Here is a 21,655-nt window from a genome sequence, read left to right as displayed (position 1 = left end):
CGTGGCAAAGGTCGCGCCACCCGGAAAGAGAGCTTACGATAAGATTGTGTTCCGTCTAATCCCTGAACGGGAGAAGCGCGCGCCGCGCGCTCACGTCATCGCGAGGACCGATCATGGCAGGCCGGAACGGCGGCGAAACCCTTGCGCCGTCAGGCGATGCGCCCACCGGCGCCGGTCGCCTGGAGGCGCTGATGGCGGCCGCGCGGGCGGCCGGCACCGGGGGCGGGCCGGCCCCGGTGGAGCGCTGGAACCCGCCCGATTGCGGCGACATGGACATGCGAATCGCCGCCGATGGCACCTGGTTCTACATGGGCACGCCCATCGGCCGGCCGGCCCTGGTGCGCCTGTTCGCCTCGGTGCTGACCCGTGAGGGCGCCCGCTATGTGCTGAAGACGCCGGTGGAAAAGATCGGCATCACCGTCGACGACGCGCCCTTCCTGGCGGTGGAGATGGCGCAGGAAGCGGGGCCCGAGGGGCCCACCCTGGTGTTCCGCACCAATCTCGATGACGTGGTGCGCTGTGGCCCCGAGCACCCGCTGCGCTTCGCCCCGGGAGCGCAGGACGGGGAGTTCGTGCCCTATCTCGCCGTGCGCAACGGGCTGGAGGCGCGCCTCACCCGCTCGGCCTATTTCGATCTGGTGGCCGCCGGCGCGGTGCGGGCGGTGGGGGGCGAGGAGATGTTCGGCGTGGCCTCCGGCGGTGCCTTCTTCCCCATCATGCCGGCCGGCGCGCTGGACCTGCCCCCATCATGAGTGTGCCTGTCGTGACGTTTCCCCATCGCACCGCGCCGCCCGGCTCACCGCTGGCGGATTTCCTCGACCGCGCCGCCCATGGCCTGTCCGCCGTGCCGCCGCCACCCTATGCGGAAGGGGCATTCGGCGCCGTGAATGGCGACCATGCCCTGCAGCCCAGCCTCGATGGCCTCGCCCCCACGGCGCCGCCGCGCCATGCCGCCGTGCTGGTGCCCATCATCGCCCGGCCCGATCCGGCGGTGCTGTTGACCCTGCGCTCGTCGAAGCTCTCCACCCATGCCGGGCAGGTCGCCTTTCCCGGTGGCCGGGTCGATCCCGGCGATGCGGACGAGAAGGCCGCAGCCCTGCGGGAGGCCCAGGAAGAGGTGGGGCTCGATGCCCATTGGGTGCGGCACCTCGGCTATCTCGATGGCTATCTCTCCGGCACCGGCTTCTGGATCGTGCCGGTGGTGGGGCTGGTGGACCCCGGCTACGCGCTCACCCTCAATCCGGCGGAGGTGGAGGAGGCGTTCGAGGTGCCGCTCGACTTCCTGATGACCCCGGCCAACCACCAGCGCCAGTCGCGGGAATGGAAGGGCACCCTGCGCCATTACTATGCCATGCCGTTCGAGGGGCGCTTCATCTGGGGCGCCACCGCCGGCATGCTGCGCAACCTCTACGAACGGGTCTACGCCTGATGCTGCGGACCATCCTGGTGGAACTGGCGCTGTTTCTCACGCCGTTCGTGCTCTATGCCGCCTTGCTCATCGCCACCAAGGGCTCGGTGGTGCCCAGGCACTGGTCGCCGCGGGCGCTGGTGGCGCTGGTGGTGGCCGCCCTGGCGCTGGTGGTGGCCGGCCTCCTGCTGTTCGAGGGGGGGCGCAGCGCGCCGCCCGGCAGCCATTATGTGCCGGCGCAGACCCGCGACGGCACCTTCGTTCCCGGGCATTTTGAATGACCGCGCCCGCCCTGGCCGGGGCCGCCTTCTGGGAGCGGCACGGCCTGCGCCGGCTTCTCGATGTGCTGAATGCCGATGGCGAGACCGCGCGGGTGGTGGGCGGCGCGGTGCGCAACACCCTCCTCAACCGGCCGGTGACCGATGTGGACATCGCCACCACCGCGCTACCCCAGGAGGTCAGCCGGCGGGCCCAGGCGGCCGGCCTCAAGCCGGTGCCCACCGGCATCGACCATGGCACCGTGACGGTGGTGGTGGACCATGCGGCCTATGAGGTCACCACCCTGCGGGAGGACATGGAGACCGACGGACGCCGCGCCGTGGTGCGGTTCGGCCGCAGCTGGGCGCATGACGCGGCGCGGCGGGATTTCACCATCAACGCCCTTTATGCCGATGCCGATGGGCGGGTGATCGACCTGGTGGGGGGGCTCGCCGATCTCAGAGCGCGCCGGGTCCGCTTCATCGGCGCTGCCGAAGCGCGGATCGCCGAGGATTATCTGCGCATTCTGCGGCTGTTCCGCTTTCATGCGGCCTATGGGGCAGGTCCGGTGGACCCGACCGCGCTCAGCGCAGTCATCCGCGGCCGGGCCGGGCTCGCCGGCCTCTCCCGTGAGCGGGTGCGGGCGGAGCTCTTGAAGCTGCTGGTGGCCGAGGGGGCGGCGGAGACCTTACGGGTGATGAGCGACACCGGCCTGCTGCAGCCGCTTCTGGCTGGCATCGCCGATCTGGCCGCCTTCGACCATCTGGTGGCGGAGGAAGCGACCGCCCACGTGGCACCGGAGGCCATGCGCCGCCTTGCCGCCTTGGCGCTTTGGACGGGCGACAGCGTGATGCGCCTGCGCGAACGGCTGCGCCTCTCCAATGGAGAAACCCGGCATCTGGAGGCGTTGGCCGCCGCCCAGCCGCCGGTGCCGCAGGCGCGGGCGCCGGAGCGTGATCTGCGGGCCTTCCTCTATCGCGCGGGTGTGGAGACGGCGCGGGACCGGGCGCTGTTGAGCGCGGCCCGCGATCCGCAGCGACGGGGCGAGACGGCCCGGCTGCTGGCGATGGCGCAGAGCTGGACCTCGCCGCGCCTGCCGGTGACCGCTGCCGACCTGATGGCCCGCGGCCTGCGCCCCGGCCGGGCCTTGGGGCAGGCCCTGGCCCGGGTGGAGGCTGCGTGGATCGCCGCCGATTTCCCCCTTGATGCGGACAGTTGCGCCGCGCTGGTGACGCAGGTGCTGGCGAGCGGGGATTAAGGCGGGGATAAAAGGTGCGGACGCGGCGACGCCGCGCCCGGAAAAGCCGGGCCCGAACAGGTTCGGGCGAGGGGCTCAGTCCTCGTCGGCTTCGGCTTCGGTCTCGCCGTCCTCTTCCTCGTCCTCGAAATCCGTCAGGTCGAGGATCTCCAGGGCCGCCTCGGGCAGGGTTTCGCTACGGAACTCACCCACTTCGTCGGCATACCAGACCAGCTTGACGTCAGCGCCAATCACCTCGACCACGGTGAGGGCCGGGCTGCCGGACTTGAGCTGAACGATGTCTCCCGCGTTGAACGCCATGGCTGTCTCTCCGCTTGCCGTGGGGCTGTGCGGAGAAAGCCTTAGCGGGGCTTGATGACGCTGCCATCACGGCCACTTCACCACCGGCGGCATGGAGGAAAGAATGGAGTCGACATTGCCGCCGGTCTTCAGCCCGAAGATGGTGCCGCGATCGTACAGCAGGTTGAATTCCACATAGCGGCCGCGGCGAATGAGCTGTTCCTCGCGATCGGCGGCGGTCCAGGGGGTGGCCATGTTGGCGCGCACGAGCCGGGGATAGATGTCGAGGAAGGCGCGCCCCACATCCTGGGTGAAGGCGAAGTCGGCGGCCCAGTCGCCGGTGCCCTGGGCGGCGCTGTCCAGATAGTCGTAGAAGATCCCGCCGATACCCCGCATCTCATTGCGATGCTTCAGGAAAAAATACTCGTCGCACCAGGCCTTGTAGCGGTCGTAATCGGCCACCTTGTGGGGTGCGCAGGCGCTCGCCATGGCGGCGTGGAAGGCCCGGGTGTCCGGATCCTCCTGGCTGCGCCGGCGCTCCAGCACCGGGGTGAGATCGGCCCCGCCGCCGAACCAGGCCTTGGTGGTGACCACGAAGCGGGTGTTCATATGAACCGCCGGCACATGGGGATTGGCCATGTGGGCGATCAGCGAGATGCCCGAGGCCCAGAAGCGCGGATCCTCGCTGGCGCCGGGAATCTGGGCGCGGAACTCGGGGGCGAAGGTGCCGAACACGGTGGAGGTGTGGACCCCCACCTTCTCGAACAGCCGCCCGCTCATCAGCGCCATGGTGCCGCCGCCGCCGGGCACGCCGGAATGGTCGGTGCGGGCCCAGGGGGTGCGGGCGAACCGCCCGGGCTCCGCGCCATAGAGATCGGCGGCGGCCTCGTCCTCCAACTGCTCGAACGCCGCGATGATGCGGCCCTGCAACGCCTCGAACCAGCTCCGGGCGTGGGCCTGACGCTCGGCGAGGGCGGGGTCGTGGGCGGCGGTGTCGGCGGTCATATCTGTTCCTTCTGGCCCTTCAGGGCATCGCGGCCGGGTAGCGGCGGGCACCATGGCGCGGTCTCAGCCGGTTGGAAAGCCGCGGGTCTGGCGCAGCGCCTCGGCCAGGCCGATTCCCGCGCTCACCGCGAGGTTCAGCGAACGCAGCCCCGGCCGCATGGGAATGGTGACCCGGGCATCGGCTGCCGCATGGACATGGGCCGGGACGCCGGCCGATTCCCGGCCGAACAGCAGGGCATCATCGGGTGAAAATCGGAAATCGGTGAACATTTGTTCGGCCTGTGTGGTGAACAAGACGAGGCGTTGCCGCCGTGCATGCAGTTGCTCCGTGAAATGTGAGAAGGTGGTGTGCCGATGCCACTCGACGGCGTCGATATAGTCCATGCCGGCGCGGCGAAACCCTGCGGAGCCAAGGGGAAAGCCCGTGGGCTCGATGATGTGGACGGGCACGCCGAAGCAGGCGCCGGTGCGCAGGCAGGTGCCCGCGTTTTGCGCAATGTCGGGGCAGTAGAGCGCGAGGATCATGAAACAGGCTCTCGGAAACGGAAATTCGGGAGGTTTTATGGCACCATCATCGGCGCGCTGACCTTGCGTCGTCATACGAATGGGCTGCGTGCCGCATGGCCATCATCTGGACAAGATCGGGCGGGGGTGCAATTAGAGGCGCTCGAAGATGGACACTTGTGGCTTCACTGACCCGCCACATTCGCCCGCAGATGTCTGAGCCCAAATGGTGAGGATCCCGGTGCGAGCGGCGGGCAGACCATAGACGGGGATCAGCGCCGTGGCACATACGGAGACGTCACAGAAGGCATCGCGTCGGGACTTTCTCTACATCGCGACCGGAGCGGTGGGCGCGGTGGGCGTTGCCGGCATGGTGTGGCCCTTCATCTCCCAGCTCCAGCCCGATGCCTCGGTGCTGGCGCTCTCCACCACCGAGGTGGATATCTCTCCCATCGCCGAGGGGCAGATCGTGACCGTGCAGTGGCGCGGCAAGCCGATCTTCATCTCTCACCGGACCAAGAAGGAGATCGAGGAGGCCCAGAAGGCCGATCTCGCCTCCATGCGCGATCCGCAGCCCGACGCCGACCGCGTGAAGCCGGGCAAGGACGAATGGCTGGTGGTGATCGGCATCTGCACCCATCTCGGCTGCGTGCCCCTGGGCCACCAGGGCGCCTACGACGGCTGGTTCTGCCCCTGCCACGGCTCGGTCTACGACACCTCCGGCCGCATCCGGCAGGGACCCGCGCCGCTCAACCTGGCGCTGCCGCCCTACGCTTTCACTTCCGATACGAAGATCGTGATCGGCTGACGCTCGACCGTCGCTGAACTCAATAAAGGTTGGATCCCATGGAAGGACACTCCACCTACCAGCCCAAGAGCAAGGTCGCGCAGTGGTTCGAGAGCCGCCTGCCGATCGTCGGGTTGGTCCATTCTTCCGCCATCGCTTACCCGGTGCCGAAGAATCTCAATTACTTCTGGACCTTCGGCGCCATCCTCAGCTTCATGCTGGTGGTGCAGATCGTCTCCGGCGTCGTGCTGGCGATGCACTATGTGGCCTATGCGCCGGTGTCGTTCGCCCGCGTCGAGCACATCATGCGCGATGTGGATTACGGCTGGCTGATCCGCTACATCCACGCCAACGGCGCCTCGATGTTCTTCATCGCCGTCTATATCCATATCTTCCGCGGCCTCTATTACGGCTCCTACAAGGCACCGCGCGAGGTGTTGTGGATCCTCGGCGTCATCATCTACCTGCTGATGATGGCCACCGCCTTCATGGGCTACGTGCTGCCCTGGGGCCAGATGTCGTTCTGGGGCGCCACCGTGATCACCAACCTGTTCTCCGCCATTCCGGTGGTGGGCGAGGTGATCGTGCAGTGGCTGTGGGGCGGCTACTCGGTCGGTGATCCCACCCTGAACCGTTTCTTTGCGCTGCATTATCTGCTGCCGTTCATGATCGCCGGCGTGGTTGGCCTGCATATCTGGGCGCTGCACCACGTGGGCCAGAACAATCCCGACGGCATCGACGTGAAGAGCGTGAGCAAGGACACCGTGCCCTTCACGCCCTACGCGACTCTGAAGGACGTGTTCGCCACCTGCGTGTTCCTGCTCTTCTTCTGCTGGTTCATCTTCTACATCCCGAACTACCTCGGGCATTCGGACAACTATATCCCGGCGAACCCCATGTCGACGCCGGCGCATATCGTGCCCGAATGGTACTTCCTGCCCTTCTACGCCATCCTGCGGTCGATCCCGGACAAGCTGGGCGGCGTGCTGGCCATGTTCGCCGCCATCGCGGTGCTCGCCTTCCTGCCCTGGCTCGACACCTCCAAGGTGCGCTCAGCCCGCTATCGGCCCATGTACCGCATCTTCTTCTGGATCTTCGCGGTGGTGGCGGTGGGCCTCGGCTACCTCGGCTCGCAGCCGTCCGAAGGCATCTATGTGATCGTGTCGCGCATCTTCACGGTCTACTATTTCGTTCACTTCCTCATCATTCTGCCGCTGCTGGGCTTCGTGGAGAAGCCGAAGCCGCTGCCCGCCTCCATCGCCGACGCGGTGCTGGCGAGGCACGCGAAGGGTGGCGCGACGGTGGTGGCCGGTGCGGCCGCCCCCGAGACCAAGTGACCCGGGGCGGAGAGAACAGCATGACCATTCGTAGCATTCTCTTCGGTGCGGCCGCGGCAGCGCTGCTGTTTGCGGCGCCCGCCTCGGCGGCGGAGGGCGGTCATGATGACCGCCCGGCGCGGCTCAGCTGGTCGTTTGCCGGCCCGTTCGGCATGTATGACACGGCGCAGCTGCAGCGCGGCTTCAAGGTGTTCAAGGAAGTGTGCAGCTCCTGCCATTCCGCGAACTTCTTCTATTTCCGCAATCTGGTGCAGCCGGGCGGTCCCCGCTTCAGCGAGGCACAGGCCAAGCAGATCGCCGCGGAATACCAGATCACCGATGGTCCCAACGATTCCGGTGACATGTTCCAGCGGCCCGGTCGCTTGTCGGATCACTGGCCGGCGCCGTTCCCCAACGATCAGGCCGCCCGCGCCTCCAACGGTGGCGCGCTGCCGCCGGACATGTCGGTGCTGGCCAAGGCCCGCTCCTACCACGTGGGCTTCCCCGGCTTCGTGACCGACGCCTTCATCCAGTATCAGGAGCACGGCGTGGACTATATCCACGCGCTGCTGACCGGCTATGCCGAGCCGCCGGAAGGCGTGCACGTGCAGTCGGGCCTGCACTACAACAAGTATTTCCCGGGCAATCAGATCGCCATGCCGGCTCCGTTGAGCGACGGCCAGGTGGAATACACCGACGGCACGCCGCAGACGGTCGACCAGTATGCCACGGACGTTTCCGCCTTCCTGATGTGGATGGCCGAACCCCATCTCGATGCGCGCAAGCGCATCGGCTTCCAGGTGGTGATCTTCCTGATCGTCCTGTCAGGCCTGCTGTACTTCACCAAGAAGAAGGTGTGGTCCAAGGTGCCTCACTGAGGTCGCCCTGACGTCACGCACGAAGAAGGGTCCGCGAGGGCCCTTTTTCTTTTTGAGGGTCGCCGCGGCCGCGCCGGCCTCATTCGCTCCGGAGACCGTCATGACGCCCAATGAGTTCGCCGCCACGATCCGGACCATTCCCGATTATCCCAAGCCCGGCATTCTGTTTCGCGACATCACCACCCTGCTCGGCAACCCGCGCGCTTTCCGCCGGGCGGTGGACGAGCTGGTTCAGCCGTTCGCCGGCGGTCGCGTGGCGAAGGTGGCGGGCATCGAGGCGCGCGGCTTCATTCTCGGCGGCGCGGTCGCCCATCAATTGTCGGCGGGCTTCGTGCCGATCCGCAAGAAGGGCAAGCTGCCGCACGAGACGGTGCGCATGGCCTATGCGCTGGAATACGGCCACGACGAGATCGAGATGCACGTGGATGCCATCGCACCCGGCGAGCCGGTGCTGCTGGTGGATGACCTGGTGGCGACCGGCGGCACCGCCATCGGCGCGGTGCAGCTGCTGCGCCAATGCGGCGCGCAGGTGCTGGCGGCCTGCTTCGTTGTCGAACTGCCCGATCTCGGTGGCGCGCAGAAGCTGCGGGACCTCGACGTGCCGGTGCGCAGTCTGGTTTCGTTCGCCGGCCACTGAGCGTGCCGCCGGCATGAGCCACCACGGCGGGGCGGCGCAGCTGCTGCTCTAAACCAGCACCGCCCGGGCCGGCTGCTGTTCCTGCGCGAACACATGCCGGTAATGGGCGACGAGATCGGCCGGGCCCATGGCCTTGGTGGGGTTGTCGGAGAGCTTCACCGCAGGCCGGCCATTGGCGGCGATGACCTTGCAGACGATGGAGATGGGATCGAGCGCCCCATCGGCCACCAGGCCGCGGAAATCGTTGGTCAGCAGGGTGCCCCAGCCGAAGCCGAGGCGCACCCGGCCCTGGAAGGCGGCGTGGATGCGGGTGACCTCCGCCACGTCGAGGGCATCGGAGAAGATGGCGAGCTTCTCGCGCGGATCCTCCCCCCGCGCCTGCCACCAGCGGATCATTTCCTCGCCGCCCTCGATGGGGTCCTTGCTGTCGATGCGGGCGCCGGTCCAGCGCGCCACCCAGTCGGGGGCGTGGGCGAGGAAGCCGGCGGTACCATAGGTGTCGGGCAGGATGATGCGCAGGTTGCCGTCGTAATCCTGCTGCCAGTCCGACAGCACCCGATAGGGCGCCGCCCGTAGCGCCGCGTCGTCATCGGCGAGGGCGGCATAGACCATGGGCAGCTCGTGGCCGTTGGTGCCGGTGGCCTCCATCTCGTGGCGCATGGCGATGAGGCAGTTGGAGGTGCCGAGAAAGCCGGCGCCGAGCCCCTCCTTCAGGGCCGCGACACACCACTCCTGCCACAGGAATCCATGGCGGCGGCGGGTGCCGAAATCGGCAATATTGATGGGGGCGAGGGCGCGCAGCGCCTCCACCTTTTCCCACACCCGGGTCATGGCGCGGGCGTAGAGCACCTGCAGCTCGAACCGGCCGAGGTCCTTCAGCACGGCGCGCGAGCGCAACTCGTTGATGATGGCGAGGGCCGGGATCTCCCACATGGTGGTTTCCAGCCACGGGCCCTCGAAGGTCAGCTCATACTGCCCCTCGCGTTTCTCCAGCGCGTAGTCGGGAAAGCGGAAGTCCTCCAGCCAGGCCAGGTAATCGGGGGCGAACATCTGGCGCCGGCCGTAAAACATGTTGCCGCGCAGCCAGGTGCTCTCGCCCCGGCTGAGACTGAGCGTGCGCACGTGGTCCAGCTGCTCGCGCAGGGCGCCCATGTCGATGATGTCGGCGAGGCGGATGCGGGCGGTGCGGTTGTGGATGCCGAAGGTGACCCGGGTGTCGCGATGGCGGCGAAAGATCAGCTGACCCATCAGCAGCTTGTAGAAATCGGTGTCGAGCACCGAGCGGATGATGGGGTCGATCTTCCAGGTGTGGTTATAGACGCGGGTCGCGATGTCGGTCATGGCCACCGTCTGGCTGGCGCCCGGGCGACGGTGGGCCGCCGGGGCGCGGATGGATGGGCCCGCGCCGGCGCGGGCCACCGTATGGTCGCGGGTGGACCGCCGCTCAGGACGCGGCGGGCGCGCCGCCGCCGATGAGGGCCGCCTTCAGCTTGGCTTCCGCCTCGTTGGACAGGGAGGTCTTGAGCACGCGGGGATTATAGGGCTCGATCTCCGGCAGCACCTTGTCGAAGGTGACGCTCTTCACCAGCACGAACAGGGCCGAGGAATCGGCCGGGATGGTGGCGCCCAGCTGCTTCACGAAATCGTCGTTGATGCCGTAATCGGCCAGCGAGCCGGACAGCGCGCCCGCTCCGGCACCGGCCGCCGCGCCCAGCGCCATGCCGGCGAGCGGGTTGAGGAACAACAGGCCCACCAGGCCGCCCCACAGGGCGCCCATGGTGCCGCCCTGGGCGGCGCCCATGGCGGTGAGGTTTACCGCCTGCTTCACATGCACTTTGCCGTCGGCTTCCCGCTCCACCACGCAGGCATCTTCCAGGTCGATGAGGTGCTCTTTCTGCATGGAGCGAAGCTTGTTGAGGACTTCGTCGGCCTCGTGAAGTTTGCTGAAGCCGAATACGACGAGATCGCTCATGGTCATCCTCTGTGTGGTGGGCGCAGAACCGCGCAGGGCCCGGTTGCAGGCGCCGGACCTTGGGCCGAATCCGCGACAGAGGCAAGACGCGCTGCGGTATGGGCACCGCTGTGCAGGGCCCGCCTGTGCGGCCGCGGCCACGTTGCAACGCGGCACGGCCGGCAGTAGAACCGAACCACAACGTATCCTGCCGTTGAAGCTTTGGTTCTGCTTGTTCAACGCCATGATTCGTCCGGTCACAAGGTTCCGCTGCACGTGCGGGGCGGGTGTCCTGCCCGCTGTCGCGCGGGGCGGCCACTGCAAGGATGGGGTGATCAGGCGTCATGACGGCTCTTCCGCCGCCGGACCTCGAGCATGGGGCTTCCGGCTTCAGCCTGCGGCAGCGCGCGGTGCGCTTTCTGTGCGTCTTCGCCGTGTGGGTGGCGCTCGGCCGGGTGGGGCCGGTGGATCTGCTGGCGGGGGCCCTGGGCAGCGTTTTGGTGGCGGAACTGAGCCTGCGCCTGCTGCCCCCCTCTCGGCGGGTGCTGCGCGTACGGCCGATCGCCATATTTCTCGCCCATTTCCTGCGCCGCTCCGCTCTCGCGGGCGTGGACCTGCTGCGCCGCGTCACCGCGCCGGTGCTGCCCATCGCCCCGGGCATCGTCGCGGTGGATTGCGGCATGTCGGAAGGGCTGCTGCGCCAGGGGTTCGCCGCCACCATCAGCCTGCAGCCGGGGACCTTGCCCTTCGGTGCGGAGGAGGATGCGCTGCTGCTCCATGCCCTGGACGTGGAAGGCCCGGTGCTCGACGAGCTGGAGGAGGACGCTACCCTCTACCTGGAGGCCGTGGGCGCGGCGGTCGATGAGGCGCTCCCGCCCGACGATCTGCTCGAGCCGGAGGGGCCGGCGCATGGCTGAGAGCCTGCTGGGGGAGGCGCTGTTCGTGGCGGCGGCTCTGTTGCTGCTCATCACCGCCATCGGGCTGGTGGCCATGGGCCTGCGCGGCGGTATGGCGAACCAGATGATGGGGGTGCAGTTGCTGGGGTCCGGGGGCATCGGGGTGCTGCTGCTGCTCACCCTCGCCAGCGGCGATGTCGCCACGCTCGATGTGGCGCTGTTGCTGGCCCTTCTGGCTGCGGTGGCGGCCATGGCGCTGCGGGGGCTGGCGCTCAAGAACCCCGCGCCATCGGACGAGGCGGGCGGCGAGGGGCGCCGATGATCGCGCTCCATCTGCTCACCGGCCTGTGTGTTCTGGCTGGCCTCGTGTTTTTCGCCGCCGGAACCCTCGGTCTGCTGCGCCTGCCCGATCCGCTCACGCGTCTGCATGCGCTGGCCAAGGCGGACAATATCGGCCTGGGGTTGATCGCCCTCGGCGTGCTGCCGCAGCTCGTGGCCAGCGGCGCCGTGCTGGCCGCCGCCAAGGTGGTGGCCATCTGGCTGCTGCTGCAGCTTTCCTCCGGCGCGGTGGCGCAGCTGCTGGCCGAAGTGGCGTTTCGGGACAGCGAGACCGGCGCCGATGACCCGGACGGTGCGGCCGCGGAGGCGGGCGAGCCATGAGCCTGGCCTTTGATGCGCTGCTCTGTCTTCTCGCCCTGCTGGCGGCGCTGCGCGCGGTGGCGGCGGGGGAGGGGTTCTCGCGGGTGGCCGCCTTCATGGCCTATGGGCTGATCCTCGGCCTCGTCTGGGTGCGGCTGGCGGCGGTGGATGTGGCCTTGACCGAGGTGGCGGTGGGCAGCGGCGTCACCGGTCTGGTGCTGCTGCGGGCGGTGGCGCGGGATGATGCGCCGGCCCCGCTCGCGGCCGGGCTCGCCTATCGCCTGCTCGCGGGGGTGGTGGCGCTGCTGGTGTTCGCGGGGCTCGCCGCTGTGGTGCTGTTGCTGCCCGAGCCAGCGCCGAGCCTGGCGCCGGAAGTGGCGCGGCACCTGCCGGCCACCGATCTCGGCAATCCCATCACCGCCGTGCTCATCGTGTTCCGCGCGCTGGATACGCTGCTGGAAACGGTGGTGCTGCTGCTCGCCCTCATCGGCGTATGGGCCCTCTCGCCCGACCGCACTTGGGCCGGCCGTCCGGCGGTGCTGCTGCCGGCCCCCTGGTCGGGGGCGCTGGAATTCCTGGCGCGGCTGGTGGTGCCGGTGGGCGTGCTGGTGGGGCTCTACATGTTTTGGGCCGGCGCGGACGTGCCCGGAGGCGCCTTCCAGGGCGGTGCCGTGCTGGCGGCCATGGCTCTGATGGCCATCGCCGCGGGGCTGCTGCCGCGCCCGGTGCTGGCGCGGCGGCGGCTGCGGGCGCTGCTGCTGGCGGGGCCGTTCGGCTTCCTGCTGGTGGGCGTGCTCGGCTGGGTGTTCGCCGACGCCTTCCTGGCCTATCCGCCGGGGGTGGAAAAAGCGGTGATCATTCTGGTGGAAGCCGCCATCACCCTGTCCATCGCGGTGACCCTGGCGCTGCTGGTGCTCGGCCCGCCGGTTGCGGAGGAGACGGAATGAGCGCCGAGACCCTGTTCGGCCTCGCCGCCGCGGCCCTGTGCGCCATCGGCATCTATGGCCTGATGGTGGGGCGCGGTGCCCTGGCCCGGCTCATCGCCTTCAACCTTCTGGGCGGCGGCGTGTTCGTGCTGTTCGGCGTGGTGGCGCGACGGGGGGCCGGCGCGGGCTTCGGCGGCGATCCGGTGCCGCAGGCGCTGGTCATCACCGGCATCGTCGTCGCCTTCTCGGCCACCGCCCTGGGCGCCGCGCTGGTGGAGCGCCTGGCGCAGTTGCGGGCGAAGGGCGGCGCGCCGTCCGAGGAGCCGGAGGCGGACACGTGAGCGGGGGAGCACTCCCGGGGCTGCCCCCGGCCGACATGCTGCTGGTGCTGGCGGTGATCTTGCCGCTGTTCGGCCTGCTGCCGCTGCTTTTGCTGGGGTCGCGCCTGGCCGAGCGGCTCACGCTGCTGGTGCTGGCGGCGGGCCTCGCCGTGGCGCTGGGGATCGGCGCGGAGGTGGCGGCGGCCGGGCAGGCGGCCACTGCGTTCATCGGCGGCTGGCGCCCGCCCCTGGGGGTGGGCCTGCGGGCCGATGGCCTGTCCGCCGTGATGCTGGTGATGACGGCGGTGGTGCTGTGCGCCACCGGCCTTTACGCCATGACCGGCCCGGCGACGCCGCGGGCGGCGGGCGAGCGCATGCCGACGGCCTTCTGGATGCTGCTGTTGTGCGTGTGGAGCGCGCTCAATCTGGTGTTCGTCGCGGAAGACCTGTTCACCCTCTATGTGGCGCTGGAGCTGCTCACCTTCGCGGCGGTGCCGCTGGTGTGCCTTGACGGTAAGGAAGGGCAGATCGAGGCGGCGCTGCGCTATCTGGTGTTCGCGTTGTTCGGCTCGGTGCTCTACCTGCTGGGCACGGTGCTCATCTACGCCCTTTACGGCACCCTCGACATCATCCTGGCGGCGCGCAGGGCCAGTGTCAGCCCCGGCCTGGTGGTGGCGCTGGCGGCCATGACCGCCGGCATGATGGCCAAGGCCGCCCTGTTCCCCCTGCATCTGTGGCTGCCGCCGGCCCATTCGGGCGCGCCGCCCGCCGCCAGCGCCATGCTGTCGGCGGTGGTGATCAAGGCGCCGATCTTCCTCCTGGTGCGGTTCTGGCTCGATCTGGCGCCGGAGAGCCTGGCGGTGAAGGTGGGGCCGATCCTGGCCGGCCTCGGCGCTGCTGCCATTCTCATGTGCAGCCTGGTGGCGCTGGCGCAGCACCGTCTCAAGCTGCTGATCGCTTATTCCACCGCGGCGCAGATCGGCTACCTGTTCCTGATGTTTCCGCTGGCGGCGGCGGCCAGCGCCTGGAGCGCCCTGGCCTGGACCGGTGGCGCGCTGCATCTGGCCTCCCACGCCTTCTCCAAGGCGGCCATGTTCATGGCGGCGGGCCTGATCGCCGAGGCGGTGGGCCACGATCGCATCAAGGGGCTCACCGGGCTCGGCCGGGCACTGCCGGTGAGCGTGGCCGCCTTCGGCCTCGGCGGCCTCTCGCTGATGGGGCTGCCACCGGCCGGCGGCTTCGTCGCCAAGGTCATGCTGCTGTCGGCGGCGGTGCATCTGGGCAACTGGTGGATCGCGCTGGTCATCCTCATCGGCGGCCTGCTGGCGGGGGGCTATGTGTTGCGGGTGGTGGTGCCGGCGCTGCAGCGGCCCGCCGCGCCGCTGGCCCTGCGGCCGGTGGCCGGCTGGCGCGAGTGGGTGGCGCTCGCCCTGGCGCTGGTGGCGGTGGGGCTGGGCTTCGTGCCCTTGGAGCCGTCCGCCTATCTTGCCATCGGCCGGCCCGCCAGCTGGGCGGAGGGTGCACCATGACGGCGGGCACGCTGGGCGGTTCCGATCTGCTGTTGCTGTCGGCGATCCTGGTGCCTCTGGTGCTGGGCCTCGCGGCGCTGAAGCCCTGGGTGCGGCGGTGGGGGCCGACCTTGGCGCTGGTCGCCCCGCTGCCGGCGCTGGCGGCGGTGCTGCTGGTGCCGGTGGGGCAGAGCGTGCTGCTGGTGCCGGCGCCGTTTCGCCTGACCCTGGCGCTCGATGCCCCCGGCGCGCTGCTGCTGGGCGGGGCCGCCCTTTTGTGGCTGCTGGCCGGCATCTATGCACGGGCCTATCTCAAGGATGATCCGGAGCGCGGTGCCTTCAGCGTCTGGTGGCTGCTCACCATGGCCGGGGCGTTCGCGGTGTTCCTGGTGGCGGATGTGGCGAGCTTCTATCTGGCCTATGCGCTGGTGAGCTTTGCGGCCTACGGGCTCGCCGCCCATGACGACACGGCCGAGGCGCGGCGGGCCGGCCGGGTCTATCTCGCCCTCACGGTGCTGGGCGAGGCGCTGCTGATCGCCGCCTTCGTCATGCTGGCCTCCAGCGTCAGCGGCGCCAATCCACTGATCCGCGATGCGGTGGCGGGCCTGGCGCAATCGCCCTGGCGGGGGGCCATCCTGGGGCTGCTGCTGGTGGGCTTCACCATGAAGATGGGGCTGTTCCCGCTGCATGTGTGGATGCCGTTGGCCCATGCGGTGGCGCCGGTGCCCGGCTCAGCCGTGCTGTCGGGCATTGTGGTGAAGGCCGGTGTCATCGGCCTCATCCGCTTCCTGCCGGCGGACCTGCCGCTGGCGCAATGGGGCATGGCGCTGCTGACGGCAGGTCTGTTCACGGCCTTCTACGGGGTCGCCATCGGACTCACCCAGAGCCATCCCAAGCGGGCGCTGGCCTATTCCACCGTCAGCCAGATGGGGGTGGTCGCGGCGGTGCTGGGCGCCGGCCTGGCGGCGGGGGATGCCGCTGCGCCCAGTCTCGCGGCCTTCTATGCCCTCAATCACATGCTGCTGAAGGGCGCCATGTTCCTGGCGGTGGGGGTAGCCATGGCCAGCGGGCCCCGCCACCTGCGCCTCGTGCTCATCGGCGCGGCGGTGCTCGGGCTGAGCCTCGCCGGCTTGCCCTTCACCGGCGGTGCCCTCGCCAAATATGCGGTGAAGGCGCCGGTGGGCGAGGGGGGCGCCGGGATACTGCTGGCGCTGTCCGCCGGCGGCACCACGCTGTTGATGGCGCGCTATGTGCTGCTGCTGGCGGCGCGTGGCAAGGGCGCCGACCCGGCGGCCGGCGAGGCGGAGGCGCCGCCGGCGCTGCTGGTGCCGTGGGCCGTGCTGAGCGGGGTGGCGGTGCTGCTTCCCTTTGCCCTGTTTACGCCGGTGACCGGCCTTGGGCTCGGCGGCCTGTTCTCCCTCGAGGGCATCATCAAGGGGCTGTGGCCGGTGGCCCTGGGGTTGGCGGTGGCGGCGCTGCTCTATCAGAAGCCGCCCAAGGTCTCGGAGATCCCCGCCGGTGACATTCTGGCCCTCACCCAGGGGCTTCGCCCGGCGCTGCGTGGACTGCTGAGCGCGGCGGTGCGGCTCGATGCCGGGCTGCGGCATTGGTCCAGCGCGGCGCTCGCGCTGGTGCTGGTGATGGTGGCCCTGGCGGTGGCCATGGGCGAGCCGCAATGGCTCCAACCGCTGTGGCCGTGAGGCGGCTTCAGCAGGCGAGGCCGCCGAACCAGGCGCCGAAATAGCCGGCGTAGAGTTCCGGGGCCTCCACATTCATGGAGTGGCTCACGCCCGGCACCGCCACAAGGCGGCAATCGGGCATCTCCTCGGTCATGACCTGAAGGTCCTGCTCGCGAATGACGGCGTCGAGCATGCCCCAGGCGACGAGATGGGGATGGATGATCTCCTTCATCCGCCCCTTCAGCTCGCCACTCTGGGCTTCCTTGGTGAGGGTGTCGGGGGTGCCGAACCAGATGCCGTCGGAGACCGCGAAGGTTTGCTCGACGATGGTGTCGAACAAGGCCCCGCGCGCCCCCACATCGGCCACGAACCGCACCGGCCCCTTGGCGAAGCTGTCGGGCTCGAACAGGCTCATGCAGGTGGCGGCCATGATCTGCCGGGTGAGGGGCTTGCTCTTCTTCATCTCGCCGAAGAAGGCCACCTTCTCCGGCGGGAACAGGATGGATTGGGGCGCCACCGGAGACAAAGAGAACACCCGCCCGAACCGCTGCGGCTGCTCCAGCAGCATGCGGGTGGAGATGAGGCCGCCGGCGGAATGGGTGGCAAGGTGGCAGAAGGAGACGTTGAGGGCATCGAGCGCCGCCAGCATGTCGCGGGCGTGCTGGGCCACCGCATAATTGGCGAAATCGGGCAGGGGCGTCGGCTTGTCGCTGTCGCCGCATCCGCGCCAGTCGATGGCGATGGTGCGGATGCCGCGGGGAAAATGTGGCGCCGCCAGGGAGATCCACTCCTTGCTGGCGAGATTGCCGTGGATGAACAGGACGGTGACGTCCCCCTCGCCCCAGGTGCGATAGGCGAGCTCGATGCCATTCACCGCGACCCGTTCCATGCCCCCTCCCATGGTTCCTGCGGACCTTTGGGGGCGCTCGGCACGCCCCGGTTGGTGTCTTCTAGCCATGCCCGTTCAGCGAAGTCCATATCCCCGTCACGAGCAATGGTATAAGGCGGCCGTTGCGGCACTGCGACGAAGGAGGTGTCGATGGACCGGGTTTCGGTGGATCTCGCGCTGCAGGGGGGCGGCTCCCACGGTGCTTTCACCTGGGGGGTTCTCGACCGCCTGCTGGAGGAGGAGTGGATCGACATCGAGGGGGTCTGCGGCACCTCCGCCGGCGCCATGAATGCGGTGGTGCTGGCCGATGGCTATGCGCAGAACGGGCGCGCCGGCGCCAAGGCGGCATTGGCCCGCTATTGGCGGCAGGTGTCGGATGCCGCGCACTTGAGCCCGTTCCAGCGTTCGCCCCTCGACCGCCTGCTGGGCCGCTGGTCGCTGGACCAGTCACCGGGCTACCTGCTCATGGATTTCATGTCGCGGATGCTCTCGCCCTACCAGTACAATCCGACGGGCCACAACGCCTTGCAGCCGATCCTCGACCGGCAGGTGAATTTCGAGCGCCTGCGCACCTCGCCGATCAAGGTCTTCATCACCGCCACCAATGTGCGCACCGGCCGGCCGCGGGTGTTCGGCAATGCCGACATCACCCCGGATGCGCTGATGGCCTCCGCCTGCCTGCCCACCCTGTTCCAGGCGGTGGAGATCGACGGCGATCCCTATTGGGACGGCGGCTATTCGGGCAATCCCACCCTCGCCCCGCTCGCCGAGGCGCTCACCGCCGACGACATCATCCTGGTGCCGGTCAACCCGCTGGAGCGGGCGGGCACGCCGCGCACCCCCACGGATATTCTCAACCGCCTCAACGAGGTGTCCTTCAATGCGGTGCTGGTGAAGGAGCTCTATATGATCGAGCGGCTGCAGCGGGACGGCGCCAGCGCCGGCGCCGATCTGGCGGCCCGGGAATGGGCGCGGCTGCGCCTGCATGTGGTGCGCAACCCGCTCATGAACGGGCTCGACTTCTCCTCCAAGCTCAATGCCGAATGGTCGTTCGTCTCCATGCTGCACACGGAGGGGCGCAAGGCGGCGCAGGCTTTCCTCGATGCCCATGGCGCGGCGCTGGGGCAGCGGCAGAGCCTCGATTTCGACGCCCTCCTGGCCCAGCTCTAGGAGGCGCAGAGGCGGGCTGCGCAAATAGGGCTTGCGTCGCGGGCCGGTCCGTGGCGAGTGGCGCAGCAAGGGCTTGTGCCCCTTCCCCCTGTCTCCTCCCGCCGTGCCGCTTGCGACCCGCCGGGCGCCGAAGGAACCCTCATGGCCGACGCATCCCTCACCCTCCGCCGCCCGGACGATTGGCACCTGCACCTGCGCGACGGCGCGGTTCTGCAGTCGGTGGTGGGCGAGACCGCCCGCCACTTCGCCCGCGCCATCGTGATGCCGAACCTGGTGCCGCCGGTGGTCACCGGCGCCCAGGCCGCCGCCTATCGCGAACGCATCCGTGCCGCCATTCCCGCCGGCATGAGCTTCACCCCGCTGATGACCCTCTATCTCACCGAGGAGACCGATCCGGCCGACCTGAAGGCCGCGGCCGAGAGCGGCCTCGTCACGGCGGTGAAGCTCTATCCGGCCGGCGCCACCACCAATTCCGCCTCCGGCGTGCGCGATTTCGGCAAGGTGCAGAAGGTGTTCGACACCATGGCCGAGATCGGCCTGCCGCTGTGCGTGCATGGCGAGGTGACCGACCCGGCGGTGGATGTGTTCGACCGCGAGGCGGTGTTCATCGAGCGGGTGCTGGAGCCGCTGCGTCGCCGCACCCCGGGCCTGCGGGTGGTGCTGGAGCACATCACCACCCGGGAAGGGGCGGACTATGTGCGCCAGGGAGGCGACGACATCGCCGCCACCATCACGGTGCAGCACCTCATCATCAACCGGAACAACATTCTGGTGGGCGGCATCAAGCCCCATTACTACTGCCTGCCGGTGGCCAAGCGCGAAGAGCACCGGCTGGCGGTGCGGGCGGCGGCCACTTCCGGCGATCGCCATTTCTTCCTGGGCACCGACAGCGCCCCCCACCTGGACCCGGCCAAGGAATGCGCCTGCGGCTGCGCCGGCTGCTACACCGCCACCAATGCCCTATCGGCGGTGACCGAGGTGTTCGACCAGGATGGGGCCCTCAACCAGCTGGAAGCCTTCATCTCCCTCAACGGCCCGGCCTTCTACCGGCTGCCGCCGAACGAGGAACGCATCACCCTGAAGAAGGGCGAGCCCTGGGCCTATCCACGCAAGATCGCCACCGCGGAAGGGCTGCTGACGGTGTTCGATCCCACCTTCCCGCTGCACTGGCAGGTGGCGTAAGGGCGGGGATCGGGTGGCGGCACGTGTTGGCGCCGCCGCCTTTCGGTTCTCGCCCTTGGGGCATATCTGTGCGTCGTGCCGTTAGGATGATACCTAAGAGGGCATCTTTTCCGGGTTTGTGGTAAGGGCACTACAACCGGGGGCATGCGCGATCAGATGAAATTGGGGACTCTGACCCTTCAAGGCCTCTTTGTCCTGGCTCTGGCGCTGCTTGGCGCGGCGTTGTCGCTTGTCGTTGGACAATTGGTGCTGCTGGAGCTCTCGCGCGACCGGCTGGAGGACTACGCCGACGATGTCCTGGCCCACGGCGTCATCGTGGCGAGCCAGAACATGCGGGTGTTGCGCATCGTCCAGGCCGGCCGCGAGCCCTTCTGCTCCGACACCAATCTGACAGATCTGCGCTATCTCCTGTTTCAGAACGAGTATCTGCATGACATCGGCCGCATCCGCGACGGATACTTGGTGTGCTCGGCCATCTGGGGGCGCCTCAAGGAGCCGATCAGCCTGCCGCCCCCACAGCGGCAGCAGGCTAATGGGGATCGGCTGTGGGTGAATATCGAGGGGTTGGCCGATCATCGCGTCATGGTCGACATGGCCGGTTTCGGTTCGGCGGTCACATTCACCGCGCCGACCGCATTCAAGCTCTATGAGAAGCCGGCAGTGGGGCTGAGCGCCCTGCTGCTCACCGCCGACGGCCAGCACATCTTCCGTGCGTTCGGAGACACGGCGGGGCTGCGCCAGCGCTTTACCGAAGGGGCTCCGGACCTGGAACTGGGGCCACGGCTCACCACTTCGCGCTGCGACCCCGCCATCGATGTCTGCGTGGTGGCGGCGCTGTCCAATGTCAGCATCCTGCAGCAGGAGGTCCCGATCTGGGCGGGCGCGGCCGGCTCCGGCGGGCTGACCCTTGGCCTTCTGGGTGTCGCTCTCGTTCTGCGGTGGCGGAGCCAGTCGTCGTTGCCGCAGCGGGTCCGCCGTGCCGTGGCGCGCGGCCGTCTTCGGGTCGTCTATCAGCCGCTTGTGCGCCTGCAGGACGAGCACACGGTGGGCGTGGAGGCGCTGGCGCGGCTGACCGACGAACATAACGAAGCGATCTCTCCTGAGATCTTCATTCCCGCCGCCGAGGCCATGGGTCTGATGCCCACCATCACCCGACAGGTGATCCACATGTCGCTACAAGAGATGAGATCCCGCCTGAGGGGCACACCGCCATTTCATGTCCATATCAATCTGGCGGTGGCGGACGTGCTCGATCCCAGCCTGTGCGACGATCTGAATGAGGAGGTGGATCGCCTGGGCATTCCCCGGGACCGGGTGGTGCTCGAGATCACCGAGCGCTCCACGGCCGACCACACCGAGCTGCGGCAGGGCGTGGAGCATTTCCGCAAGGAAGGGTACCGCTTCTTCATCGATGATTTCGGCACCGGCTATTCCAACCTCGCCTACCTCGCGAAGCTCCCCATCACCGGTATCAAGCTCGACAAGATGTTCACCAAGGCCATCGGCAAGGCGGCGGTAAGCTCCACCATCGTCGAGAAGATCTGCCTGATCGCCAGCGAGCTCGATCTGGAGCTGGTGGCGGAAGGAGTGGAGACCCGCGAGCAGGCGGATCATGTGCTCGCCCTCAATCCCGATGCCATCGCTCAGGGCTGGCTGTTCGGCAAGCCGGTGCCGGCCGATCAGCTGTGAGGCCCGGCGGCGGTCACCGCCGGGCCGGCCGGCATCGCCTCAGTGCGCGAACACCCCCTCGAAATCCTTGAACCCCTTGATTTCGATGGGGTTCCCGGCGGGATCGAAGAAGAACATGGTGCGCTGCTCGCCCGGCTCGCCCTCGAACCGCACCACCGGGGGAATGTCGAAGGCGATGCCGGCCTTGGTCAGCCGGTCGGCCAGGGTGAACCAGTCGTCGAGGGGCAGCACCGCGCCCAGATGCGGCATCATCACCATGTGATCGCCCACCTTGCCGGTGCGGGTGACCGGGAACGGTGTGCCCAGGTGCAGGGAGATCTGGTGGCCGAAGAAGTCGAAATCCACCCAGGTGTCGGTTGAACGCCCCTCCGCGCAGCCGAGAACGCCGCCATAGAATTTGCGGGCGGCGTCGAGGTCGGTGACGTGATAGGCGAGGTGGAACAGAGACTTCATCGGGGTGCTCCAAAGCGGGAGAG

At 68.7% G+C, this 21,655-nt stretch carries 25 protein-coding genes; 18 read left to right on the top strand and 7 right to left on the bottom strand.

The features are described from left to right. Positions 1-113: 113 nt before the first annotated feature. From MEU52_RS07310 to MEU52_RS07295, 4 genes are read left to right on the top strand one after another with little or no spacing between them, the layout of a single operon-like run. Positions 114-752, top strand: coding sequence for a DUF1285 domain-containing protein (locus tag MEU52_RS07310; RefSeq protein WP_443266188.1), 639 nt, complete (start codon positions 114-116; stop codon positions 750-752). Continuing rightward, positions 749-1,429, top strand: a complete 681-nt coding sequence (locus tag MEU52_RS07305; protein WP_238120611.1) for a CoA pyrophosphatase — start codon at positions 749-751, stop codon at positions 1,427-1,429. Before MEU52_RS07310 ends, MEU52_RS07305 begins: the two co-directional genes overlap by 4 nt. Continuing rightward, a complete protein-coding gene (locus tag MEU52_RS07300) occupies positions 1,429-1,689 on the top strand; it encodes a DUF6111 family protein (RefSeq protein ID WP_238120612.1) in 261 nt (86 codons plus the stop codon). The genes MEU52_RS07305 and MEU52_RS07300 overlap by 1 nt, the downstream gene beginning before the upstream one ends. Continuing rightward, positions 1,686-2,924 (top strand): CCA tRNA nucleotidyltransferase, encoded by a 1,239-nt coding sequence (locus tag MEU52_RS07295; RefSeq protein WP_238120613.1) that lies wholly within the window; start codon positions 1,686-1,688, stop codon positions 2,922-2,924. The genes MEU52_RS07300 and MEU52_RS07295 overlap by 4 nt, the downstream gene beginning before the upstream one ends. 75 nt (positions 2,925-2,999) lie before the next feature. Here the strand turns inward: MEU52_RS07295 and MEU52_RS07290 are convergent, their stop codons facing one another. The 3 genes from MEU52_RS07290 to MEU52_RS07280 form a co-directional block, all read right to left on the bottom strand. Next, positions 3,000-3,224, bottom strand: a complete 225-nt coding sequence (locus MEU52_RS07290; RefSeq protein ID WP_238120614.1) for a YodC family protein — start codon at positions 3,222-3,224, stop codon at positions 3,000-3,002. A gap of 66 nt (positions 3,225-3,290) precedes the next feature. Continuing rightward, the gene (gene hemF / locus MEU52_RS07285) at positions 3,291-4,208 is read right to left on the bottom strand and encodes an oxygen-dependent coproporphyrinogen oxidase (RefSeq protein WP_238120615.1); all 918 of its coding nucleotides are present in this window, start codon (positions 4,206-4,208) and stop codon (positions 3,291-3,293) included. Between the two features lie 63 nt (positions 4,209-4,271). After that, positions 4,272-4,733, bottom strand: a complete 462-nt coding sequence (locus MEU52_RS07280; RefSeq protein ID WP_238120616.1) for a tRNA (cytidine(34)-2'-O)-methyltransferase — start codon at positions 4,731-4,733, stop codon at positions 4,272-4,274. 259 nt (positions 4,734-4,992) lie between these two features. On the opposite strand from MEU52_RS07280, the gene petA reads away from it, so the two are divergent. The 4 genes from petA (at position 4,993) to MEU52_RS07260 (ending at position 8,330) form a co-directional block, all read left to right on the top strand. Further along, positions 4,993-5,520, top strand: a complete 528-nt coding sequence (gene petA, locus MEU52_RS07275) for a ubiquinol-cytochrome c reductase iron-sulfur subunit (RefSeq protein WP_238120617.1) — start codon at positions 4,993-4,995, stop codon at positions 5,518-5,520. A 38-nt stretch (positions 5,521-5,558) separates the two neighbouring features. Further along, positions 5,559-6,836, top strand: a complete 1,278-nt coding sequence (locus MEU52_RS07270) for a cytochrome b (RefSeq protein ID WP_238120618.1) — start codon at positions 5,559-5,561, stop codon at positions 6,834-6,836. Between the two features lie 20 nt (positions 6,837-6,856). Next, positions 6,857-7,693, top strand: coding sequence for a cytochrome c1 (locus MEU52_RS07265; RefSeq protein ID WP_238120619.1), 837 nt, complete (start codon positions 6,857-6,859; stop codon positions 7,691-7,693). Positions 7,694-7,793: 100 nt separating this feature from the next. Next, positions 7,794-8,330 (top strand): adenine phosphoribosyltransferase, encoded by a 537-nt coding sequence (locus MEU52_RS07260; RefSeq protein ID WP_238120620.1) that lies wholly within the window; start codon positions 7,794-7,796, stop codon positions 8,328-8,330. 48 nt (positions 8,331-8,378) lie between these two features. On the opposite strand, the gene pncB is transcribed toward MEU52_RS07260, so the two are convergent. Continuing rightward, positions 8,379-9,671: a nicotinate phosphoribosyltransferase gene (gene pncB, locus MEU52_RS07255; protein ID WP_238120621.1), complete on the bottom strand. Its 1,293-nt coding sequence runs from the start codon at positions 9,669-9,671 to the stop codon at positions 8,379-8,381. 103 nt (positions 9,672-9,774) lie between these two features. Continuing rightward, positions 9,775-10,302: a DUF1269 domain-containing protein gene (locus tag MEU52_RS07250; protein ID WP_238120622.1), complete on the bottom strand. Its 528-nt coding sequence runs from the start codon at positions 10,300-10,302 to the stop codon at positions 9,775-9,777. A gap of 323 nt (positions 10,303-10,625) precedes the next feature. Here MEU52_RS07250 and MEU52_RS07245 point away from each other — a divergent pair, with 323 nt between their 5' ends. The 7 genes from MEU52_RS07245 to MEU52_RS07215 are packed head-to-tail and all read left to right on the top strand — an operon-like array spanning position 10,626 to position 16,270. Then, positions 10,626-11,198, top strand: coding sequence for a Na+/H+ antiporter subunit E (locus tag MEU52_RS07245; RefSeq protein WP_238120623.1), 573 nt, complete (start codon positions 10,626-10,628; stop codon positions 11,196-11,198). Beyond that, complete coding sequence (locus tag MEU52_RS07240) at positions 11,191-11,499, top strand: monovalent cation/H+ antiporter complex subunit F (RefSeq protein WP_238120624.1); 309 nt, start codon at positions 11,191-11,193, stop codon at positions 11,497-11,499. The genes MEU52_RS07245 and MEU52_RS07240 overlap by 8 nt, the downstream gene beginning before the upstream one ends. Further along, positions 11,496-11,837 (top strand): cation:proton antiporter, encoded by a 342-nt coding sequence (locus MEU52_RS07235; protein ID WP_238120625.1) that lies wholly within the window; start codon positions 11,496-11,498, stop codon positions 11,835-11,837. The genes MEU52_RS07240 and MEU52_RS07235 overlap by 4 nt, the downstream gene beginning before the upstream one ends. Then, positions 11,834-12,763 (top strand): MnhB domain-containing protein, encoded by a 930-nt coding sequence (locus tag MEU52_RS07230; RefSeq protein WP_238120626.1) that lies wholly within the window; start codon positions 11,834-11,836, stop codon positions 12,761-12,763. Before MEU52_RS07235 ends, MEU52_RS07230 begins: the two co-directional genes overlap by 4 nt. Continuing rightward, positions 12,760-13,083 (top strand): NADH-quinone oxidoreductase subunit K, encoded by a 324-nt coding sequence (locus tag MEU52_RS07225; protein WP_238120627.1) that lies wholly within the window; start codon positions 12,760-12,762, stop codon positions 13,081-13,083. Before MEU52_RS07230 ends, MEU52_RS07225 begins: the two co-directional genes overlap by 4 nt. Next, positions 13,080-14,591, top strand: coding sequence for a complex I subunit 5 family protein (locus tag MEU52_RS07220; protein ID WP_238120628.1), 1,512 nt, complete (start codon positions 13,080-13,082; stop codon positions 14,589-14,591). The genes MEU52_RS07225 and MEU52_RS07220 overlap by 4 nt, the downstream gene beginning before the upstream one ends. Then, the gene (locus MEU52_RS07215) at positions 14,588-16,270 is read left to right on the top strand and encodes a complex I subunit 5 family protein (protein ID WP_238120629.1); all 1,683 of its coding nucleotides are present in this window, start codon (positions 14,588-14,590) and stop codon (positions 16,268-16,270) included. The genes MEU52_RS07220 and MEU52_RS07215 overlap by 4 nt, the downstream gene beginning before the upstream one ends. Before the next feature lie 7 nt (positions 16,271-16,277). Here the strand turns inward: MEU52_RS07215 and MEU52_RS07210 are convergent, their stop codons facing one another. Further along, positions 16,278-17,138 (bottom strand): alpha/beta fold hydrolase, encoded by an 861-nt coding sequence (locus MEU52_RS07210; protein ID WP_238120630.1) that lies wholly within the window; start codon positions 17,136-17,138, stop codon positions 16,278-16,280. Positions 17,139-17,288: 150 nt separating this feature from the next. On the opposite strand from MEU52_RS07210, the gene MEU52_RS07205 reads away from it, so the two are divergent. From MEU52_RS07205 to MEU52_RS07195, 3 genes are all read left to right on the top strand, one after another. Then, a complete protein-coding gene (locus tag MEU52_RS07205) occupies positions 17,289-18,308 on the top strand; it encodes a patatin-like phospholipase family protein (RefSeq protein WP_238120631.1) in 1,020 nt (339 codons plus the stop codon). Between the two features lie 141 nt (positions 18,309-18,449). Further along, positions 18,450-19,490, top strand: coding sequence for a dihydroorotase (pyrC, locus tag MEU52_RS07200; RefSeq protein WP_238120632.1), 1,041 nt, complete (start codon positions 18,450-18,452; stop codon positions 19,488-19,490). A gap of 156 nt (positions 19,491-19,646) precedes the next feature. Continuing rightward, positions 19,647-21,179, top strand: coding sequence for an EAL domain-containing protein (locus MEU52_RS07195; RefSeq protein WP_238120633.1), 1,533 nt, complete (start codon positions 19,647-19,649; stop codon positions 21,177-21,179). Between the two features lie 39 nt (positions 21,180-21,218). Here MEU52_RS07195 and MEU52_RS07190 read toward each other — a convergent pair whose 3' ends face one another. After that, positions 21,219-21,632 carry a VOC family protein gene (locus MEU52_RS07190; protein ID WP_238120634.1) on the bottom strand — a complete coding sequence of 138 codons (414 nt, stop codon included), beginning with the start codon at positions 21,630-21,632 and terminating at the stop codon, positions 21,219-21,221. Between the last annotated feature and the right edge of the window lie 23 nt (positions 21,633-21,655).

It is taken from the genome of Xanthobacter sp. NM-25, from assembly GCF_022138605.1.
GTDB lineage: Bacteria > Pseudomonadota > Alphaproteobacteria > Rhizobiales > Xanthobacteraceae > Xanthobacter.
This window is presented reverse-complemented; position numbering and strand designations above follow the sequence as displayed.

Coding starts and splice junctions, on each gene's coding strand:
- MEU52_RS07305 (WP_238120611.1), top strand. CDS start 749: ATGAGTGTGCCTGTCGTGACGTTTCCCCATCGCACCGCGCCGCCCGGC.
- MEU52_RS07240 (WP_238120624.1), top strand. CDS start 11,191: ATGGCTGAGAGCCTGCTGGGGGAGGCGCTGTTCGTGGCGGCGGCTCTG.
- pyrC (WP_238120632.1), top strand. CDS start 18,450: ATGGCCGACGCATCCCTCACCCTCCGCCGCCCGGACGATTGGCACCTG.
- hemF (WP_238120615.1), bottom strand. CDS start 4,208: ATGACCGCCGACACCGCCGCCCACGACCCCGCCCTCGCCGAGCGTCAG.
- MEU52_RS07205 (WP_238120631.1), top strand. CDS start 17,289: ATGGACCGGGTTTCGGTGGATCTCGCGCTGCAGGGGGGCGGCTCCCAC.
- MEU52_RS07215 (WP_238120629.1), top strand. CDS start 14,588: ATGACGGCGGGCACGCTGGGCGGTTCCGATCTGCTGTTGCTGTCGGCG.
- MEU52_RS07190 (WP_238120634.1), bottom strand. CDS start 21,632: ATGAAGTCTCTGTTCCACCTCGCCTATCACGTCACCGACCTCGACGCC.
- MEU52_RS07210 (WP_238120630.1), bottom strand. CDS start 17,138: ATGGAACGGGTCGCGGTGAATGGCATCGAGCTCGCCTATCGCACCTGG.
- MEU52_RS07265 (WP_238120619.1), top strand. CDS start 6,857: ATGACCATTCGTAGCATTCTCTTCGGTGCGGCCGCGGCAGCGCTGCTG.
- MEU52_RS07300 (WP_238120612.1), top strand. CDS start 1,429: ATGCTGCGGACCATCCTGGTGGAACTGGCGCTGTTTCTCACGCCGTTC.
- MEU52_RS07235 (WP_238120625.1), top strand. CDS start 11,496: ATGATCGCGCTCCATCTGCTCACCGGCCTGTGTGTTCTGGCTGGCCTC.
- MEU52_RS07270 (WP_238120618.1), top strand. CDS start 5,559: ATGGAAGGACACTCCACCTACCAGCCCAAGAGCAAGGTCGCGCAGTGG.
- MEU52_RS07260 (WP_238120620.1), top strand. CDS start 7,794: ATGACGCCCAATGAGTTCGCCGCCACGATCCGGACCATTCCCGATTAT.
- MEU52_RS07290 (WP_238120614.1), bottom strand. CDS start 3,224: ATGGCGTTCAACGCGGGAGACATCGTTCAGCTCAAGTCCGGCAGCCCG.
- MEU52_RS07310 (WP_443266188.1), top strand. CDS start 114: ATGGCAGGCCGGAACGGCGGCGAAACCCTTGCGCCGTCAGGCGATGCG.
- MEU52_RS07295 (WP_238120613.1), top strand. CDS start 1,686: ATGACCGCGCCCGCCCTGGCCGGGGCCGCCTTCTGGGAGCGGCACGGC.
- MEU52_RS07230 (WP_238120626.1), top strand. CDS start 11,834: ATGAGCCTGGCCTTTGATGCGCTGCTCTGTCTTCTCGCCCTGCTGGCG.
- MEU52_RS07245 (WP_238120623.1), top strand. CDS start 10,626: ATGACGGCTCTTCCGCCGCCGGACCTCGAGCATGGGGCTTCCGGCTTC.
- MEU52_RS07195 (WP_238120633.1), top strand. CDS start 19,647: ATGAAATTGGGGACTCTGACCCTTCAAGGCCTCTTTGTCCTGGCTCTG.
- MEU52_RS07280 (WP_238120616.1), bottom strand. CDS start 4,733: ATGATCCTCGCGCTCTACTGCCCCGACATTGCGCAAAACGCGGGCACC.
- MEU52_RS07225 (WP_238120627.1), top strand. CDS start 12,760: ATGAGCGCCGAGACCCTGTTCGGCCTCGCCGCCGCGGCCCTGTGCGCC.
- MEU52_RS07250 (WP_238120622.1), bottom strand. CDS start 10,302: ATGAGCGATCTCGTCGTATTCGGCTTCAGCAAACTTCACGAGGCCGAC.
- pncB (WP_238120621.1), bottom strand. CDS start 9,671: ATGACCGACATCGCGACCCGCGTCTATAACCACACCTGGAAGATCGAC.